The sequence below is a fragment of the Streptomyces sp. WM6378 genome (assembly GCF_001279695.1).
Classification (GTDB): Bacteria; Actinomycetota; Actinomycetes; order Streptomycetales; family Streptomycetaceae; genus Streptomyces.
Map to the genome: position 1 here is coordinate 151,625 of NZ_LGDD01000001.1, position 17,358 is coordinate 168,982.

At 72.3% G+C, this 17,358-nt stretch carries 16 protein-coding genes and 1 tRNA gene; 11 read left to right on the plus strand and 6 right to left on the minus strand.

The window, feature by feature from the left end; all coding sequences use genetic code 11:
• Positions 1–39: 39 nt before the first annotated feature.
• Positions 40–990, minus strand: a complete 951-nt coding sequence (locus tag ADK54_RS00705) for a pseudouridine synthase (protein WP_053723464.1) — start codon at positions 988–990, stop codon at positions 40–42.
• Between the two features lie 194 nt (positions 991–1,184).
• Here ADK54_RS00705 and ADK54_RS00710 point away from each other — a divergent pair, with 194 nt between their 5' ends.
• On the plus strand, positions 1,185–2,711 hold the full coding sequence (locus ADK54_RS00710) for a beta-ketoacyl-[acyl-carrier-protein] synthase family protein (protein WP_053723465.1): 1,527 nt from the start codon (positions 1,185–1,187) through the stop codon (positions 2,709–2,711).
• A gap of 81 nt (positions 2,712–2,792) precedes the next feature.
• Here ADK54_RS00710 and ADK54_RS00715 read toward each other — a convergent pair.
• Positions 2,793–2,880 (minus strand) — tRNA-Leu (locus ADK54_RS00715).
• A gap of 187 nt (positions 2,881–3,067) precedes the next feature.
• Between ADK54_RS00715 and ADK54_RS00720 the strand changes: the two genes are divergently transcribed.
• The 3 genes from ADK54_RS00720 to ADK54_RS00730 all read left to right on the plus strand — a co-directional run bounded on the left by ADK54_RS00720 (position 3,068) and on the right by ADK54_RS00730 (position 5,766).
• Positions 3,068–4,399 carry a M20/M25/M40 family metallo-hydrolase gene (locus ADK54_RS00720; RefSeq protein WP_053723466.1) on the plus strand — a complete coding sequence of 444 codons (1,332 nt, stop codon included), beginning with the start codon at positions 3,068–3,070 and terminating at the stop codon, positions 4,397–4,399.
• A gap of 183 nt (positions 4,400–4,582) precedes the next feature.
• Positions 4,583–4,816, plus strand: coding sequence for a chaplin (locus ADK54_RS00725; RefSeq protein WP_053723467.1), 234 nt, complete (start codon positions 4,583–4,585; stop codon positions 4,814–4,816).
• A 137-nt stretch (positions 4,817–4,953) separates the two neighbouring features.
• Positions 4,954–5,766, plus strand: a complete 813-nt coding sequence (locus ADK54_RS00730; RefSeq protein ID WP_053723468.1) for a chaplin — start codon at positions 4,954–4,956, stop codon at positions 5,764–5,766.
• Between the two features lie 78 nt (positions 5,767–5,844).
• Here the strand turns inward: ADK54_RS00730 and ADK54_RS00735 are convergent, their stop codons facing one another.
• Positions 5,845–6,033 (minus strand): DUF5703 family protein, encoded by a 189-nt coding sequence (locus ADK54_RS00735; RefSeq protein WP_018535088.1) that lies wholly within the window; start codon positions 6,031–6,033, stop codon positions 5,845–5,847.
• Positions 6,034–6,080: 47 nt separating this feature from the next.
• Between ADK54_RS00735 and ADK54_RS00740 the strand changes: the two genes are divergently transcribed.
• Entirely contained in the window at positions 6,081–6,755 is a 675-nt protein-coding gene (locus tag ADK54_RS00740) for a hypothetical protein (protein ID WP_053723469.1), read from the plus strand.
• A 69-nt stretch (positions 6,756–6,824) separates the two neighbouring features.
• Here the strand turns inward: ADK54_RS00740 and ADK54_RS00745 are convergent, their stop codons facing one another.
• On the minus strand, positions 6,825–9,140 hold the full coding sequence (locus tag ADK54_RS00745) for a helix-hairpin-helix domain-containing protein (protein ID WP_053723470.1): 2,316 nt from the start codon (positions 9,138–9,140) through the stop codon (positions 6,825–6,827).
• Positions 9,137–10,120, minus strand: a complete 984-nt coding sequence (locus tag ADK54_RS00750; RefSeq protein WP_053723471.1) for an aldo/keto reductase — start codon at positions 10,118–10,120, stop codon at positions 9,137–9,139. Before ADK54_RS00750 ends, ADK54_RS00745 begins: the two co-directional genes overlap by 4 nt.
• Positions 10,121–10,291: 171 nt before the next feature.
• Here ADK54_RS00750 and ADK54_RS00755 point away from each other — a divergent pair, with 171 nt between their 5' ends.
• On the plus strand, positions 10,292–11,347 hold the full coding sequence (locus ADK54_RS00755; protein ID WP_053723472.1) for an LLM class F420-dependent oxidoreductase: 1,056 nt from the start codon (positions 10,292–10,294) through the stop codon (positions 11,345–11,347).
• A gap of 216 nt (positions 11,348–11,563) precedes the next feature.
• A complete protein-coding gene (locus ADK54_RS00760) occupies positions 11,564–12,352 on the plus strand; it encodes a hypothetical protein (RefSeq protein WP_053723473.1) in 789 nt (262 codons plus the stop codon).
• Here ADK54_RS00760 and corA read toward each other — a convergent pair whose 3' ends face one another.
• Positions 12,353–13,348 (minus strand): magnesium/cobalt transporter CorA, encoded by a 996-nt coding sequence (gene corA, locus ADK54_RS00765; RefSeq protein ID WP_107090432.1) that lies wholly within the window; start codon positions 13,346–13,348, stop codon positions 12,353–12,355.
• A gap of 59 nt (positions 13,349–13,407) precedes the next feature.
• Between corA and ADK54_RS00770 the strand changes: the two genes are divergently transcribed.
• The 4 genes from ADK54_RS00770 to mshC all read left to right on the plus strand — a co-directional run bounded on the left by ADK54_RS00770 (position 13,408) and on the right by mshC (position 17,261).
• Positions 13,408–14,094 carry a histidine phosphatase family protein gene (locus ADK54_RS00770; RefSeq protein WP_053723475.1) on the plus strand — a complete coding sequence of 229 codons (687 nt, stop codon included), beginning with the start codon at positions 13,408–13,410 and terminating at the stop codon, positions 14,092–14,094.
• A 68-nt stretch (positions 14,095–14,162) separates the two neighbouring features.
• Positions 14,163–14,753 carry a DUF3090 domain-containing protein gene (locus tag ADK54_RS00775; RefSeq protein ID WP_053723476.1) on the plus strand — a complete coding sequence of 197 codons (591 nt, stop codon included), beginning with the start codon at positions 14,163–14,165 and terminating at the stop codon, positions 14,751–14,753.
• Complete coding sequence (locus ADK54_RS00780) at positions 14,717–15,538, plus strand: SCO1664 family protein (protein ID WP_053723477.1); 822 nt, start codon at positions 14,717–14,719, stop codon at positions 15,536–15,538. Before ADK54_RS00775 ends, ADK54_RS00780 begins: the two co-directional genes overlap by 37 nt.
• A 493-nt stretch (positions 15,539–16,031) precedes the next feature.
• Positions 16,032–17,261: a cysteine--1-D-myo-inosityl 2-amino-2-deoxy-alpha-D-glucopyranoside ligase gene (mshC, locus tag ADK54_RS00785; RefSeq protein WP_053723478.1), complete on the plus strand. Its 1,230-nt coding sequence runs from the start codon at positions 16,032–16,034 to the stop codon at positions 17,259–17,261.
• The last annotated feature ends 97 nt before the right edge of the window (positions 17,262–17,358 follow it).

Sequence of the window (17,358 nt, forward strand, 5' to 3'; positions counted from 1 at the left end):
TTTCCTTACGGGGAGCCTGCATTGATCCGATGTCTGGCCTTATCCTTCCGGTCTCCGGACGCTCGGCCATCCCGCCAGCCGAAGCCCGCTCTCAAACCGGTGGACTCGCCCGTCCACCGGATCGGTGAACTCCAGGACCTTGGCGAGGAGTTGCAGCGGCGCCCCGAAGTCGTCCGGCGCGGACTCCGGCAGGACCACCGGATACACCGGATCGTTGAGGATCGGCAGCCCGAGCCCGTGCATGTGGACCCGCAGTTGATGGGTGCGGCCGGTCGCGGGGAGCAGGCGGTAGCGGCCGAGCCCGTCGCGCTGCTCGGCCAGTTCGATCCGGCTCTCGGCGTTGGGCTCGCCCGCCTCCTCGCGGGCGGCGATGACCCCGCGTTCCTTCACGATCCGGCTGTGTACGGTCACCGGCAGCGCCACCCCGGGGTCGTACGCCGCCACCGCCTCGTACTCCTTGCGCACCCGGCGCCCGCTGAACAGGTTCTGGTACGCGCCCCGGTCCTCGGGGCGTACGACGAACAGGGCGAGGCCCGCCGTGAGCCGGTCGAGCCGGTGGGCGGGCTGGAGGGCGGGCAGCGCCAGATCCCGCCGCAGCCGGGCCACCGCCGTCTCGGTGATGTGCCGGCCCCGCGGCGTGGTGGCGAGGAAATGCGGCTTGTCGGCGATCACGATCCGCTCGTCCCGGTACACGATCCCGATCTCGAACGGCACCGCCACCTCCGGCGCGAAGTCCCGGTGGAACCACACGTGCATCCCGGCCCGGTAGGCCTCCGCCCCGCTCAGCGCCCCCTCGGCCCCGACGAACCGCCCCTCGCGCAGCATCGCGGTCACCCGCTCCGCGCCGACCGCACCCTCGAACCGGCCCAGCAGGTGATCACCGACCGTCGTCCAGAGCCCCTCCGGATCCGCGGGCAGCCGCACACGTACCGGATCGATGCCGTCGCGCTGCGCGAGCGGAGCGGAGGGCGTCCTGGATCTGCGTCTCACGGAACCAGAGAACCCCACCGGTCCCGCAGATGCAAGAGACTCCCAGGTCAGCGCCTTCCCGGGGGAACAGAGGTCGAAGGAAGGCAGGTGAGGCGGCCCTCCCGGGCCTGCTTTCTTCGCGATCGGGAGGCATGCTGCCTGGGGGGATTGAATGCGAAATATCCATATCTGCCACAAATGAGGCAAAGGCAAAGATGAACGAAGAGTCGGTTATGGGCGGCAAGTGCGTCCTGCTCACCACGAGCGAACTGGTGCCCGGGGACGTCATCGCGACGGATCCGGACGGCCCCTGGCTCGTGGTGGTGCGCACCGCGCCCGCGACCGAGACGAAGACCCGGCTGCAACTGCGCCCCCTGACCGGCGGCCCCGACCTGGAGCGCGTGCTGCCGCGCTACGAACGCCAGGTCGTCCGCACGACGCGGGTGGACCCGGCCGATCTACCGGACCCGTCGCAGTGGGCCGTGCCACGAGGGCGCCGGGTCGTGGTGACGGGCCTCGGCGCCGTCAGCCCGCTCGGCGGCGACGTGCCGGGTCTTTGGCAGGGCCTGCTCGAAGGGCGCTCCGGGGTTTCGGTGATGGAGGGCCCGGACTTCGACGGGCTTCCGGTCCGCCTTGCCGCCCGGGCCGCCGTCGACCCCGCCCAACTGCTGCCGAGGCCGGTGGCGCGGCGGATGAACCGTTCCGCCCAGTTCGCGTTGCTCGCCGCCCGCGAGGCCTGGCGGGACGCCGGCCTCGACCTCTCGGGAACCGTGGCCAGCGGCCTGCGCCCGGACCGTACCGGGGTGTCGATGGGCACGATCATCGGCGGTGCGCCCGTCATGGTCGAGAGCCGGCTCACGCTGATCGAGCGCGGCCCGAGAGCGGTCTCCCCGCACACCACGCCCATGACCGTGCCGTCCGCCTCGGCCGCCCAGATATCCAAGGACCTCGACATCCGCGGCGAGGCCCGAACCTTCGTCTCCGCCTGCGCGTCCGGTACGGAGGCGATCGGGCAGGCCATCGACGCCATCCGCGCCGGCCGCGTCGACCTCGTCGTCGCAGGCGGCACGGAAGCCGTGATCACCCCGGAGATCCTCGCCGCCTTCGCCGCGATGCGGGCGGTCTCGACCCGCAACGACCAACCGGCCGGGGCGTCAAGGCCGTTCGACGAGGCGCGCGACGGGTTCGTGCTGGGCGAGGGCGCGGGCGTACTGATCCTGGAGGACGAGGAGCACGCCCGGGAGCGAGGCGCCCGCATCTACTGCGAGGCGGCCGGCTGGGGCCTGTCCGCGGACGCCTTCCACATGGCGGCCCCCGAACCCGAAGGCCGCGGCGTCGAGGCCGCGCTGCGCTCCGCCCTCGCGGACGCCGGGGCCACGCCCGCCGACGTCGCCCACGTCAACGCGCACGCCACGGCGACCGTCGACGGCGACCGCACCGAGGCCCGCGCGCTGGGCCGCCTCTTCGGCAGCCACACCCGCGACATCCCCGTCACCGCGAACAAGGGCGCCCTGGGCCACCTCCAGGGCGGCGCGGGCGGGGTGGAGGCCGTCGCCACCATCCTGACCCTGCGCGACGGCCTGATCCCCCCGACCGTCGGCTGCGACCACCCCGAGGAGGGCCTGGGCCTGGACGTGGTCCGCGACACCCCCCGCCCGCTGCCGCCGTGCGGCGACATAGTCCTGAGCAACTCCTTCGGCTTCGGCGGCCACAACGCGGTCGTGGCGTTCCGGCGGGTGTGAACCGCGCGGGCCCCTCGGCGCCGACCCGGCGGCCCACCACCCCGGAAACGCGAAAGAACCCCACCGAAGTGGGGTTCCTACTGGTGTCCGAGGGGGGACTTGAACCCCCACGCCCGATAAAGGGCACTAGCACCTCAAGCTAGCGCGTCTGCCATTCCGCCACCCGGACAAGGTGTCTGTCTCGCGGGCCGTGCCCGTTCCGACGTGGAAAACAATAGCAAACATCCGGGGGTGCTCGATCACCCCCGTGGCCTGCGTGAACACGGGATGTCGGCGGGAAGCCGCCCTTGGGCGGCGAGGGGGCGCGGGGGCAGGATGGGGGCGGACCACACGGAGCGACAGCGGGAGGAAGCAGCGTGAGCGAGTCGAGCACGACCCGGACCGGCGGCGTGACCGGTCAGGACGAGGTCGTCGACCTCTGTCGCGATCTGATCAGGATCGACACCAGCAACTACGGCGACCACTCCGGACCCGGTGAGCGGGCGGCCGCGGAGTACGTCGCGGAGAAGCTCGCCGAGGTCGGCCTGGAGCCGAAGATCTTCGAGTCGCACAAGGGCCGCGCCTCCACCGTGGCCCGGATCGCGGGCGAGGACCCGTCGCGGCCCGCGCTGCTCATCCACGGCCACACCGACGTCGTACCGGCCAACGCCGACGACTGGACCCACGACCCCTTCGCCGGCGAGATCGCGGACGGCTGTGTGTGGGGCCGCGGCGCCGTCGACATGAAGGACATGGACGCGATGACCCTCGCGGTCGTGCGCGACCGGCTCAGGAACGGCCGCAAGCCCCCGCGCGACATCGTCCTCGCCTTCCTCGCCGACGAGGAGGCCGGCGGCACGTACGGGGCGCGCTTCCTCGTGGACAAGCACCCCGAGCTCTTCGAGGGCGTCACCGAGGCGATCAGCGAGGTCGGCGGGTTCTCCTTCACCGTCAACGAGAAGCTGCGGCTCTACCTCGTGGAGACGGCCCAGAAGGGCATGCACTGGATGAAGCTGACCGTGGACGGCACCGCCGGGCACGGCTCGATGATCCACAAGGACAACGCCATCACCGAGCTGTCCGAGGCGGTGGCACGGCTCGGCGGGCACAAGTTCCCGGTGCGGGTGACCAAGACGCTGCGGCACTTCCTCGACGAGCTCTCGGACGCGCTCGGCACCGAGCTCGACCCCGAGAACATGGACGAGACGCTCGCCAAGCTCGGCGGCATCGCCAAGCTCATCGGCGCCTCCCTCCAGAACACCGCCAACCCGACCCAGCTGGGCGCCGGTTACAAGGTCAACGTCATTCCGGGGCAGGCGACCGCCCATGTCGACGGGCGCTTCCTGCCGGGGTACGAGGAGGAGTTCCTCGCCGATCTGGACCGGATCCTGGGGCCGCGCGTGAAGCGCGAGGACGTCCACGCGGACAAGGCTCTGGAGACCACCTTCGACGGCGCCCTGGTCGACGCCATGCAGGTCGCGCTGCAGGCCGAGGACCCCATCGCGCGCGCCGTGCCGTACATGCTCTCGGCCGGCACCGACGCCAAGTCCTTCGACGACCTCGGCATCCGGGGCTTCGGCTTCGCGCCGCTGAAGCTGCCGCCGGAGCTCGACTTCGCCGGGATGTTCCACGGTGTGGACGAGCGGGTGCCGGTCGACGGCCTGAAGTTCGGCGTGCGGGTCCTCGACCGGTTCATCGACGCGTCCTGAGGTCGGCAACGGCCTCCGGGCACCGGGTGCGTGCCGAAACGACGCTGCATTAATCGTTTAAACGTACGTATCCGACTGAGAAGAGTGAATGCACTCATATGCTCGTAGCCCAATAACTTCCTCCTCGTTACAGGGTGTGCGGTCCGCGGCTGGGACCGCACATTTGCCAACAAGGAGGAAGTAATGATCAAGAAGGTCGTCGCTGCTGCGGCTGTCACTGGTGGTCTGGTTCTCGCGGGTGCGGGCCTGGCTGTCGCCGACGCGGGCGCCCAGGGTGCTGCTGTGCACTCCCCGGGTATCGCGTCCGGCAACGTCATCCAGGCGCCCATCCACATCCCGGTGAACGTGTGCGGCAACACGGTCTCCGTGATCGGGCTGCTGAACCCCGCCTTCGGCAACACCTGCGTCAACAAGTGACGTTGTGCCTCAACCCGTGAGGGTCTGAGCCGGGCGGCCCCGGAGTGCGCGCCATGCACTCCGGGGCCGCCGGGCATCTCAGCCCGGGCGCAACGGCATCCGGGCTTTCCGGAAGGCAGAAGGCAAGGAACGAATCTATGCGACAGGTCACCCGCAAGGGACTGATCACCATGGCGGCCGCGACCGGCGTCATCGCCATGGGCAGCGGTGCCGCGCACGCCGACTCGGCGGCGCAGGGCAGTGCCACGAACTCGCCGGGCGTACTGTCCGGCAACGCCGTCCAGGTGCCGGTGCACGTGCCGGTCAACGCCTGCGGCAACACCGTCGACGTGATCGGCGCGCTCAACCCGGCGTTCGGCAACCGCTGTGCCAACAAGGGCGGCGCCGGGCATCAGGGTGGTGGGTCCATGGCGACCGGCCACACCAGCAACTCGCCCGGTGTGGGCTCCGGCAACACCATCCAGGCTCCCATCGACGTACCCGTGAACCTCTGCGGGAACAGCGTGAACGTGGTGGGTGTCGGCAACCCGGTGTTCGGCAACGACTGCGTCAACGACGAGAGCGGCCGGCCCGGCCAGCCCCACCACCCGGGCCACCCCGGACACCCGCAGCACCCCGGCCAGCCCCACCACCCGGGCAAGCCGCACCACCCGGGCCAGCACAAGCCCTGTCCGCCCGAGCAGCCGGACCACCCCCAGCAGCCCGGGCACCCCGGGGTTCCGCAGAACCCGGTCAGCCCGATCGCGCACCAGCCGGCCAAGCCCGCGCAGCCCGCCGCGCCCGCCAAGCCCGCTGCCCCGGTCACCCAGACCGTGACCGCGCCGAAGGCCCCGGCCGCCGCGCTGGCGCACACCGGCTCCGAGGGCATGGGCTTCGCCGTCCCGGCCGCCGCCGGTCTCGTGCTCGGCGGAGCGGTGCTCTACCGCCGCGGACGCGCCGCGCAGCAGTAGTCGAAGCCGTCGCGCACGGCTGTCATGACGGAGCGGGCCCCGCACAGGTGCGGGGCCCGCTCCGTCATCACCGCGGGCTCACCATGTGGCCCGCACCTGGCGGATGATCCGCCTGCGCAGCCGCACTCTGCGGCTGCCGTCGCGGCGCAGACTCAGTCGGTCCAACTCCCAGTGTCCGTACTCGGCATGGTCGGTCAGCAGGCGCGTCGCCTCCTTGCGGGACACCCCGCGCGGGACGTACACGTCGACAAATTCGTATTCCGGCATCGCATCTATTGTGCAAGCAGAGGCCCGGTACGGATAGCGTCTGCACTATGTCTGATGCTGCGCAGCCCACCGCTGCCGAGGTACGTGCCGCCGCCGAGGCGGTCAAAGCCGCGCTGGACCGTCACCTCGATGCGGTGGAACGCCGCACGGGGGACGACGATCCCGACGTGTACGAGGCGTTCAACGCACTCGCGGCGGCCGCCGAGGCGTACGACGAGCGGCTCTACGACCGCTACGACGAGGTGACCCCCTTCGAGATCCCCGGCGCCGACGACTCCCTGCCGCCCTACGCGGGCCCCGAGGAACCCAACGCCCTGAGCGTGCTCATCCGGCGCGACTACGCCGTGGCCGAGCCCCAGCGACTGCTCGCCCAGGCACAGCGGATCACCGATCTCGACCCCGAGGCGGAGGAGCCGGACGAGGGCGAGCGCACGGCCCCGGTCGTCGGCGGCAGTGTCCACGCCGCGCTCGGTGTGCTCTTCGGAGAGTACGAACCGGACGAAATCGCCTCCCGGCACAAGGAGTTCGGCCTGGAGGAGGGCGACTCAACCCTGTGGGTGTCGGCCGCCGACGAGCTCCCGGAGCCGGGCGAGTGGCTGAGCACGCCGTTCGACCACGCCGACCCCCAGCGCGTGGTGTGCCGCTTCGATGTGAGCGCCGTGTTCGACGAGGAGGACCTGGAGGACGACCTCGACGAGGAGGACCTCCGGCCGGCCCCCTGACCCTGCCTTCACGGCGGAGGCCGCGCACCCCGCCCATGGGGGTGCGCGGCCTCCGCCGTGTGCGACGTACTACTCGGCGGTCTTCAGGAGGCCGTGAAGCAGCGGCGTCAGGCGGGTCGTGCGCGGCGCCGGGAGGATCTCCGCGACGGCCCGGGGGAGCGCCTGGTCCACGCCGTGGACGACGGACAGATGCCGCTCCGCGCGGCCGAACGCCGTGTAGACCCAGGCCCGGTTGAGCCCCTGCGCCGCGTCTCCGGGCAGCACCGCGACCACCGCGGGCCACCGCATCCCGACCGCCTGGTGCGCGGTCAGCGCCCAGCCGTGCCGCAGCGTGGACTCGACCCGCGCCTTGGGCACGAGGACGGGGGTGCCTGCGCAGTCGAGCCGCAGGCCTTCTGCGTCCGCCCCGACGACCGTGCCGATCACCGTGCGGCCCGGGGCCTCGGCGTACGCCACCTTGTCGGCCGGGTCGAAGCCGCCGAAGCGGCCGGGGCCGGGGTTGAGGCGTTGCTTCAGCGCCGCGTTCAGCGCGCGGGTGCCCGCCGAGCCGCCGTGGCCCACCGTGATCACCTGGGTCTGCTCCGGCGGGATGCCGATCGCCCGGGGGATCGAGTCGGCGAGGAGCTGCACGCAGCGGTGCACGGCCTCGCCCGCGTCCCGCGCCGGGACGATCACGACTTCCTTGCCGGGGGCCTCGACCTGGTTCAGCTCGCCGATGCCGATGCCCGAGACCAGCTCGCCGACCGGCCCGGGGTCGGGCAGCCGCGACGCCACCACGGGGCAGACCCGGGCGGCCAGCAGGTCGTTGAAGACCAGGCCGGCACCCGCCGGGCCGAGCACCCCGGGGTCCCCGCTCAGTACGAGCCGGCAGCCGTCGGGCAGCGACTCCACCAGCACGGCCGCGGTCTCCACGTCGAGCTGTGTCGCGTCCTGCACCACCAGGACGTCGAGGGCGAGCGCCCCGTCCGCATCCCGGCCGGGGCCCTCGCCGGACAGCAGGCCCGCGACGGTGAACGCGGCCAGCGGGCCGGTCAGTTGGGCCAGGCGGCGCCGGCCGTCCGCGGTGTGCGCGGCGCCCGCGGCGCGCAGTCCGGCCGCCGCGGCAGCCGTCACCACCGCCGCCGACTCGGCGCGCGCGGCCTCGCCGCCGGTGTGCGCCACCAGGCCGCCGCCCGCGACCGCGCGGACCAGCTCGCCGCCCTCCGGCCACACCGAACCGTCGTCCCGCACCGGCGAGTTGAGCAGCCGGGCGAGCCCGTCGGCCAGGCTCTCCTCGGCCAGGGCGTACCGGTCGAGCCCGAGCAGGACCTCGACCGGCTCCGCGGGCTCGGCCGCCTCTTCGGCGTCCTCGGCATCTTCGGAGGGCTCCGGCTCGTCCGCCAGGCCGTCCTGGAAGACCAGCACCACGCCCTCGGCGATGGCCTGCTGCACCGCCTCGTCCGGGTCGGGAACGGAGCGCGCGGCCAGGGCCTTGCGCACGTCGTCGGCCGTCAGCGCGGTGTGCCCCCGCGCGGCGGCCTGCTCCAGGATCCAGCCGACCAGCGCGGCCGCCCTGCGTTCGTCGTCCGGCCGGCACTCGGCGCCGAGCAGTGCCCGGGCGAAGCCGTCGGCCTGCTCGGGCCGCACCCCGGGCACCGCGAGGAGCTGCCAGGGGTCCGCGCCGAGCCGCTCGGCCGCCTGCTCGCCGAGGGCGCCGGTGACCTGGGCGGCCAGCGCCTCGGGCGCGCCGCCCCGGGCCAGCACGTCACGTACGGAGGCGAGGGCCTCGGCCGAAGTGGCGGGCGCCTGGGCGGGCTCGGGCGCCCTGGGACGTACCGGAGCGGCCTGCTGGGCGGGGGCGGGCCTGCGCGGGGCGGGGGTCGGGCCGCCGAAGAACGCGGCGCCCGGCTTCTCGCCGCTCTCCACGGCCCGTACGGCGGCGAGGAGGTCGGCGGCCTGCCCGCTCAGCTTGGTGCCGGCCGGGATCGGCGCCTCCTTCTCCGCCTTGCGCTGCTCGATCCTGGCCCGCAGCTCCCGCTGGGCCGCGAGCTCGGCCGCGGCCTCGGAGATCTCGGGGGCCTTGGCATCGGTGGCCTCGGAACCGGCGGCGGACTCGGACTCCTCGGCGGTCGCCACGGCGGTCCCGGTCTCGCTGCCGGACTCGGACTCCTCGGCAGCCGGCTCGGTCTCCTGGGCGCTCGCGTCGGGCGTCTCGGAGTCGCCGGGGGATTCCGGCTCGGGCTCATCGGCGGTCGCCGTCCCGGGGTCGCCCGTGGCCGCGGCCTCCGCGCCATCCACCGAGAGGTCGCCGGCGGCGGTGCCCTCCGCGGGCTCGGGCGCCACCTCCGCCTCGGCGGATTCGTCGGCCGTGGATCCAGGGGCCGAGCCCTGGGGAAGCGCAGTCACAGCGTGCTCCAGTCCTGATCGGGATAGCGGTGCACGGGCGCCGACACATCGTCGAGCGCCTGGCAGATCTCGTCAGGAAGACTAAGGGCCTCCACTGACAATGCCGCCGCGAGCTGCTGCGCGTTGCGCGCGCCGACGATCGGCGCCACCACTCCCGGACGGTCCCTCACCCAGGCCAGCGCCACCTGAAGCGGTGTCGCGGCGAGTCCGTCGGCCGCTATGGAGACGGCGTCGACGATCCGGCTCGCCGCGTCGTCGAGGTAGGGCGCGACGAACGCCGAGAGGCCCTCCGACGCGCCGCGCGAGTCCGCCGGCGTGCCGTGCCGGTACTTCCCGGTCAGCACGCCCCGGCCGAGCGGCGACGAGGGCAGCAGACCGACCCCCAGGTCCAGTGCGGCCGGAAGGACCTCGCGCTCCACCCCGCGCTGGAGCAGCGAGTACTCCATCTGGGTGCTGGCGAGCCGGGTGCGTACCCCGGGCGCGGCGAGCTGCCAGGTCGCGGCCTTGGCGAGCTGCCAGCCGCTGAAGTTGGAGATGCCCGCATAGCGCGCCCGCCCGCTGCTGACCGCGATGTCGAGGGCCTGGAGGGTCTCCTCCAAGGGGGTCCCGCAGTCGAAGGCATGCACCTGCCAGAGGTCGACGTGGTCGGTTCCGAGGCGCTCAAGGGAGGCGTCGAGGGCGCTCAGGAGATGGCCGCGCGAGCCGTCGAAGCGGCGGTCGGGGTCGGGCACGCTGCCCGCCTTGGTCGCGATCACCAGGTCCCGGCGCGGCGCGAGCCGCTCCGTCAACTGCCCGAGCAGATACTCCGCGTCCCCGCCGCCGTACACGTCCGCCGTGTCGATCAGCGTGCCGCCCGCCTCCCAGAACGCCTTCAGGAGTTCGGCGGCATCCTGCTCGCCGACGTCCCGGCCCCATGTCAGGGTGCCGAGCCCGATCCGGGATACGCGCAGGCCCGTGCGGCCGAGATGCCTCTGCTCCATGGGCGCTGAGATTACTGGCCAAGGGCCCACGGGGAGAGAGCCTGTGGACAACTCGGCCCTGCCGCATCGCGCCCACGCGCGCTAGAGTCCCCGGCACAGGAACGTTACTCATGAGTAAGACGCGAGTGCGGGCGCGTACCCACGCGTCCCGACGAGTAAGGGGATTCGGCCATGCGGCTCGGCATCAACCTCGGCTACTGGGGCGCGGGAATGGACGGCGACAACCTCGCCGTCGCCAAAGAGGCGGACAGGCTCGGCTACGACGTCTGCTGGGCGGCCGAGGCCTACGGCTCGGACGCGCCGACCGTCCTCGCCTGGGTCGCAGCCCAGACCGAGCGCATCGACGTCGGCTCCGCGATCCTCCAGATCCCGGCCCGCCAGCCCGCCATGACCGCGATGACGGCCGCCACCCTCGACTCGCTCTCCGGCGGCCGCTTCCGCCTCGGCCTCGGCGTCTCGGGGCCGCAGGTCTCCGAGGGCTGGTACGGCGTCAAGTTCGACAAGCCGCTCGCCCGTACCCGGGAGTACGTCGAGATCGTCCGCAAGGCCATGACGCGGGAGCGGCTCTCCTACGAGGGCGAGCACTGGACGCTGCCGCTGCCCGGCGGCCCCGGCAAGCCCATCAAGCTCACGGTGCACCCCGAGCGCGAGCACATCCCGCTCTACATCGCCGCGATCGGCCCCAAGAACCTGGAGCAGACCGGCGAGATCGCCGACGGCGCGCTGCTGATCTTCCCGGCCGCCGAGCACATCGAGGCCACCGCGATCTCCCACATCCGGGCGGGCCGCGAGAAAGCCGGCCTGACCATGGACGGCTTCGACGTCTGCCCGACGCTGCCGATCTCGCTCGGCGCCGACGCGGACGTGCCCGCCCTCGCCGACATGTTCCGCCCGTACACCGCGCTGTACGTCGGCGGCATGGGCAGCCGCAAGCAGAACTTCTACAACCAGCTCGCACAGCGCATGGGGTACGAGAAGGAGGCCGCCGAGATCCAGGACAAGTACCTGTCCGGCGACAAGGCGGGCGCGGGCGCCGCGGTGCCGCAGCAGCTCATCGACTCGACCACGCTGCTCGGCTCGGTCGAGCGGATCGCCGACCGCATGCAGGCCTACGCCGCCGCCGGCGTCACCACGCTGACCCTGGCCCCGGCCGGCTTCACGCTCGACGAGCGGCTCGCCTCGCTGCGCGCGGGCACCGAGGCGCTGGAGCGCGCGCGCCTCGTCTGAGGGGATCGTCTCCGCGGCCGTGGTGGGGGCTCGGGGGTCTTCCCCGCCACGGCCGTCATGTCTGACAACGCCCCGACACGCCGCCCGGTTACGGCGGTGTGGGCACCGCACATTCCTTCGTTCGGCCCAGTGGTGCCGGACCCCTGTTGCCGCCGGTGGTCTGCCGCATTTGACTCGGTTTCGCATGGTCACTGTGCGCACCCCGGAGGTACGGCGATGCTCTCGGCCAAGAGCCTGTTCCAGGAGATCCTCGACCACGACGAGTCGTTCCGGCTCTTCTGCTCCATCGCGGCCAGCGGCGAGTCCCAGGGAGGCTGGGAGAACGGCCGGATCGCCGCCCTCCTGCCCGAAGGCTGCCGTGCGCTCGCCCCCAAGGTGGCCCGGCACGGCGCCGACGAGGACAAGCACGGGCGGATCTTCAACGCGCTGCTGAAGAGGCGCTGCCTGAGCCCCGTCGACGTACCGCCCGACACCGACTACACGATGCTGCTCGAACAGCACGGCATCGGACTCGGCCACGAACAGCTCCGGGGCGAGGCGCCCCTCACCGAACGGGACGTCGTCATCTACCTCGCCCACAGCCGGGTCACCGAGCAGCGCGCCTCCGAACAGATGGAGCTGCTGCGCCGACACTTCGGCTTGGACCCCGACATCGGCCGGGCGGTGCGGATGATCTCCGACGACGAGGACAACCATCTGGCGTACTGCCACGAGGAGTTGCTGCGCCTGGCCCGCGCCGGACACGGCCCCACGATCCAGCGCGTACTGCGCGAGTGCGCGCTCGCCGAGATCCGCGTGTACCGCGACGTCAGCCTCGCCGTGATGGCCCACATGGGGCGGATCCTCGCCTGGCCGCGCGCCAAGACGGCGGTCCTCGCGGCAGGCATCCACGCGGTGTACGCCTACGAACGGCTCGGCGGATGGCGGCGGATGGTCAGCCTCACCATGCCCGAGCGGCGCGACGCACTGGGCGGGCCCGCCGTGCCCGCGCCCGGATACGCCTGACTACAGCCAGCCCCGCCGCTTGAACAGGCGGTACAGGGAGATTTCGAGAACCACCATCAGCAGGATCACCGCCGGGTAGCCCCACCACCAGTGGAGTTCCGGCATGTGGTCGAAGTTCATGCCGTAGACGCCGGCCACCATCGTGGGAACCGCCGCCATCGCCGCCCACGCCGAGATCTTCCGCATGTCGTCGTTCTGGCGGACGCTCACCTGGGCGAGATGGGCCGAGAGGATGTCGGAGAGCAGGCGGTCCAGGCCCTCCACCGCCTCGTTGGTCTTCATCAGGTGGTCGTCCACATCGCGGAAGAACGGCTGCGACTTGGCGTTCACGAACGGCACGCCCGCGCTCGCGAGGCGCTGCACGGGCTGCGCGAGCGGGCCGGTCGCCCGGCGGAACTCCAGGAGCTGCCGCTTGAAGGTGTAGATCCGCGACGCGGTGTTCTTCGTGTCGCCGCCGCCGGTCGGCGAGAAGATCTGCGCCTCCAGCTCCTCCAGGTCGGTCTGGAGCTCCGCCGCCACGTCCGTGTAGTGGTCGACGACCGCGTCGCTCACCGCGTACAGGACCGTCGTCGGCCCGTGCTTGAGGAGCTCCGGCTCGGCCTCCAGCCTGCGCCGCACCGCCTTGAGCGGCGCGCCCTCGCCGTGCCGGACGCTCACCACGAAGCAGTCGCCCACGAAGAGCATCAGCTCGCCGGAGGTCACGGTGTCGCTCTGCGGCTCGTACACGACCGGCTTCAACACCATGAACAGCGAGTCGTCGTACACCTCAAGCTTCGGCCGCTGATGCGCCTTCAAGGCATCCTCCACGGCCAGCCTGTGCAGCCCGAACTCGCTGCTGACCAGCTCGAATTCCTCTTCCGTCGGCTCGTAGAGCCCCAGCCAGAGGAAGCTGTCGCCGATGGCGCGCGCCTGGTCGAGGGCGTCCGAGAAGTCCCTCGGGCCCTCGATGCGGCGCCCCTCGCGATAGATGGCACAGTCGACGATCATTGCGGGCATTGTCCCTTGATCGGGAGCCGACCGCACCCGAGGGCGGCCGGGCGCCTAGGCTGGCGCACATGGCCACGTTGATCCTCGTACGCCACGGACGCTCCACCGCCAACACGGCGGGGGTGCTGGCCGGCTGGACGCCGGGTGTCGCCCTCGACGAGCGCGGCCGCGCCCAGGCCGCCGCCCTGCCCGCCCGGCTCGCCTCCCTGCCGCTCGCCGCCGTCGTCACCAGCCCGCTTCAGCGCTGCCGCGAGACCGTGCAGCCGCTCCTGGACGCCCGCCCCGGCCTGCCGCTGCACCCCGAGGACCTGATCGGCGAGTGTCACTACGGCGACTGGTCGGGCCGCAAACTCTCCGAGCTCTCCGCCGAACCGCTCATGGAGGTCGTGCAGCAACACCCCTCCAACGCGGCCTTCCCCGGCGGCGAATCGATGCGCGCCATGCAGGCCCGGGCCGTCGAGGCCGTACGGGACTGGAACACCCGGATCGAGACCGAGCACGGCCCCGACGCGGTGTACGCGATGTGCTCGCACGGCGACATCATCAAGTCGATCGTGGCGGACGCCCTCGGTATGCATCTCGACCTCTTCCAGCGGATCTCGGTGGAACCGTGTTCCCTCACCGTCATCCGCTACACCCGTCTGCGGCCCTTCCTCGTACGCCTCGGGGACACCGGCGACCTCGCCTCGCTCGCCCCGCGCGAGAAAGCCCCCGACGAACAGGCCGAGGTCGGTGGCGGTGCGGGAGCACCGTGATCGCCGCGCGCAGTAGGGTGGACGCGCCGAAAACCGCTGCTCCAACTCCGAACTAGGGAGACCAGAACGTGTCCCGTCAGGTGTTCTTCTACGACCCGCCGGACCGTTTCGTGGCCGGCACGGTCGGGCTGCCCGGGCGCCGTACGTTCTTCCTCCAGGCGTCCGCGGGCAGCCGCACCACCAGCGTCGCCCTGGAGAAGACTCAGGTCGCGGCCCTTGCCGAGCGGATCGACGAGCTGCTGGACGAGGTCGTGCGCAGGACCGGAGGAAACGCTCCTGTGCCTGCCGTCGCCCCGCCCGACGTCACGGACTCCGCGCCGCTCGACTCGCCCGTCGAGGAGGAGTTCCGGGTCGGCACCATGGCGTTGGCCTGGGACGGCGACGAACAGCGCATGATCATCGAGGCGCAGGCCCTCGTCGAGCTCGACGCGGACACCGAGGACGACCTCGCCGAGGCCGAGGAGCGGATGCTCCAGGACGAGGAGAACGGCCCGCCGATGCTGCGGGTGCGCCTGACCGGAGCCCAGGCCCGGGCGTTCGCCAAGCGCGCGCTGGACGTCGTGAACGCGGGCCGGCCGCCGTGCCCGCTGTGCAGCCTGCCGCTCGACCCGGAAGGACACGTATGCCCGCGCCAGAACGGATACCGCCGCGGAGCCTGACCTCCGCCGAGCTCCTCGCCAAGGGTGAGCTCACCGTCCTCGGGCGGATCCGCGAGGCGTCCAACGCGGTCCTGTACTGCTCCGTCGCGTACGGGGACGACAGCGCGGAGTGCGTCTACAAGCCCGTCGCGGGCGAGCGGCCGCTGTGGGACTTCCCCGACGGCACGCTGGCCCAGCGCGAGGTCGCCGCGTACGAGGTGTCGCGGGCGACCGGCTGGGACCTCGTGCCGCCCACCGTGCTGCGCGACGGGCCCTACGGCGAGGGCATGGTCCAGCTGTGGATCGCGCCCGTCGAGGGGGACCCCGGGCTGCTCGCGCTCGTCGACGACGAGGAGCCTGCCGAGGGCTGGAAGGCGGTCGCGCTCGCGGAGGTCGGCGAGGGCCGCACGGCGCTCCTCGTGCACGCGGACGATGCCCGGCTGCGGCGGCTCGCGGTGCTCGACGCGGTGATCAACAACGGGGATCGCAAGGGCGGGCATCTGCTGCCCGCGCCCGACGGGCGGCTGTACGGGATCGATCACGGGGTCACGTTCAACGTGGACGACAAGTTGCGGACGCTGCTGTGGGGGTGGGCGGGCGAGCCGCTCACCTCGGAGGCGGTGGGCGCCTTGAAGGGCCTGGCCGAGGCCCTTCTACCCCTGGAGCCGCTGGCCGTCCGGCTGGGCGGGTTGATCACGGCGGCGGAGCTGGACGCGGTGCGTTCCCGGGTGGAGGCCCTGCTGACCACCGGGGTTCACCCCGCCCCCTCCGGGGAGTGGCCGGCCATTCCGTGGCCGCCGGTCTGAGTTTTCCCCCACCCCACCCCTTCCCGAAAGCCTCCGGCGGACGGGAGAGGGTGGGGTGCCGTGTGCCGTCGGTCGGCCGCGGACCGTGCGTGGCTGGTCGCGCAGTTCCCCGCGCCCCCAGCAGGATTGGCTCGACCAGGGTGCATCCCCCGTCCGGCAGCTTGCGCGCCGCCCACCAGGCATCCCCGGCCCGACCGGCTTCGTGAGTGCCGCTCAGCAGGAACACCCAGCCCGTCCGGCGTCTGAGGACGAGCGCCCTTAAGGCGCGATCGGGGGTCTGGGGGCGGGGCCCCAGGAGCCACTGTCACCCCACCCCACCCCCGGAGGGTTTCGGGAAGGGGTGGGGTGGGGTGGGGCTTCCCGGGGTCTGGGGCGGAGCCCCAGCAGGGGGAGGCTGGTTAGCACCTCCCGGCGCTGGGGCGCAAGAGGGTCGATTCGGCCAAGCGCGGGATCCGGTTCGTATCCGGAAGCCGCGTCCGGTTACGCTCAAGACATGCATGCCTGGCCCGCTTCTGAGGTCCCCGCCCTGCCCGGCAAGGGCCGCGACCTCCGGATCCACGACACCGCGACCGGCGGTCGAGTCACCCTCGACCCCGGTCCCGTCGCCCGTATCTACGTCTGCGGGATCACCCCGTACGACGCGACCCACATGGGTCACGCGGCGACCTACAACGCGTTCGACCTCGTTCAGCGCGTGTGGCTCGACACCAAGCGGCAGGTTCACTACGTCCAGAACGTGACGGACGTGGACGACCCCTTGCTGGAGCGAGCCATCCGCGACGGCAAGGACTGGGTGGAACTCGCCGAGGGCGAGACCGCGCTGTTCCGCGAGGACATGACCGCCCTGCGACTGCTCCCCCCGAAGCACTACATCGGCGCGGTCGAGGCGATACCGGGGATCGTCCCGCTCGTCGAACGGCTGCGGGACGCGGGAGCCGCGTACGAGCTCGAAGGGGACGTCTACTTCTCCGTCGAGAGCGACCCGCACTTCGGCGAGGTGTCGCACTACGACGCCGCCGCCATGAAGGCGCTGTCCGCCGAGCGCGGCGGCGACCCCGAGCGGCCCGGCAAGAAGAACCCGCTCGACCCGATGCTGTGGATGGCCGCCCGCGAGGGCGAGCCGAGCTGGGACGGCGCCTCGCTCGGGCGCGGCCGCCCCGGCTGGCACATCGAGTGCGTCGCCATCGCCCTCGACCACCTCGGCATGGGCTTCGACGTGCAGGGCGGCGGCTCCGACCTGATCTTCCCGCACCACGAGATGGGTGCTTCCCACGCCCAGGCGCTGACCGGCGAGTACCCCTTCGCCAAGGCGTACGTGCACGCCGGCATGGTCGCTCTGGGCGGCGAGAAGATGTCCAAGTCCAAGGGCAACCTGGTCTTCGTCTCGAAGCTGCGGCGCGACGGCGTCGACCCGGCCGCCATACGCCTCACCCTGCTCGCCCACCACTACCGGGCCGACTGGGAGTGGACCGACCAGGTGCTCCAGGACGCCGTCGAGCGTCTCGGGCGCTGGCGGGCCGCCGTGTCGCGGCCCGACGGGCCGTCCGCGGACGCGCTGGTCGAGGAGGTCCGCGAGGCCCTCGCCAACGACCTCGACGCGCCCGCCGCGCTCGCCGCGGTGGACCGCTGGGCCGAGCGCCAGGACGCCGACGGCGGCACGGACGAGGCCGCCCCCGGTCTCGTCTCCCGTACGGTCGACGCCCTCCTCGGTGTCGCCCTCTAGTCACAGGACAGCACCAACCGGCTCTGTCCGAACCGCCCTTGGACTCCTCGTGAGTCCGGGGGCGGTTTCGTTTTTCCTGGGCCCACCCCATGGTCCA

Coding starts and splice junctions, on each gene's coding strand:
- ADK54_RS00725 (WP_053723467.1), top strand. CDS start 4,583: ATGATCAAGAAGGTCGTCGCTGCTGCGGCTGTCACTGGTGGTCTGGTT.
- ADK54_RS00730 (WP_053723468.1), top strand. CDS start 4,954: ATGCGACAGGTCACCCGCAAGGGACTGATCACCATGGCGGCCGCGACC.
- ADK54_RS00760 (WP_053723473.1), top strand. CDS start 11,564: ATGCTCTCGGCCAAGAGCCTGTTCCAGGAGATCCTCGACCACGACGAG.
- ADK54_RS00750 (WP_053723471.1), bottom strand. CDS start 10,120: ATGGAGCAGAGGCATCTCGGCCGCACGGGCCTGCGCGTATCCCGGATC.
- ADK54_RS00780 (WP_053723477.1), top strand. CDS start 14,717: ATGCCCGCGCCAGAACGGATACCGCCGCGGAGCCTGACCTCCGCCGAG.
- ADK54_RS00770 (WP_053723475.1), top strand. CDS start 13,408: ATGGCCACGTTGATCCTCGTACGCCACGGACGCTCCACCGCCAACACG.
- ADK54_RS00710 (WP_053723465.1), top strand. CDS start 1,185: ATGAACGAAGAGTCGGTTATGGGCGGCAAGTGCGTCCTGCTCACCACG.
- corA (WP_107090432.1), bottom strand. CDS start 13,348: ATGCCCGCAATGATCGTCGACTGTGCCATCTATCGCGAGGGGCGCCGC.
- ADK54_RS00740 (WP_053723469.1), top strand. CDS start 6,081: ATGTCTGATGCTGCGCAGCCCACCGCTGCCGAGGTACGTGCCGCCGCC.
- ADK54_RS00735 (WP_018535088.1), bottom strand. CDS start 6,033: ATGCCGGAATACGAATTTGTCGACGTGTACGTCCCGCGCGGGGTGTCC.
- ADK54_RS00755 (WP_053723472.1), top strand. CDS start 10,292: ATGCGGCTCGGCATCAACCTCGGCTACTGGGGCGCGGGAATGGACGGC.
- mshC (WP_053723478.1), top strand. CDS start 16,032: ATGCATGCCTGGCCCGCTTCTGAGGTCCCCGCCCTGCCCGGCAAGGGC.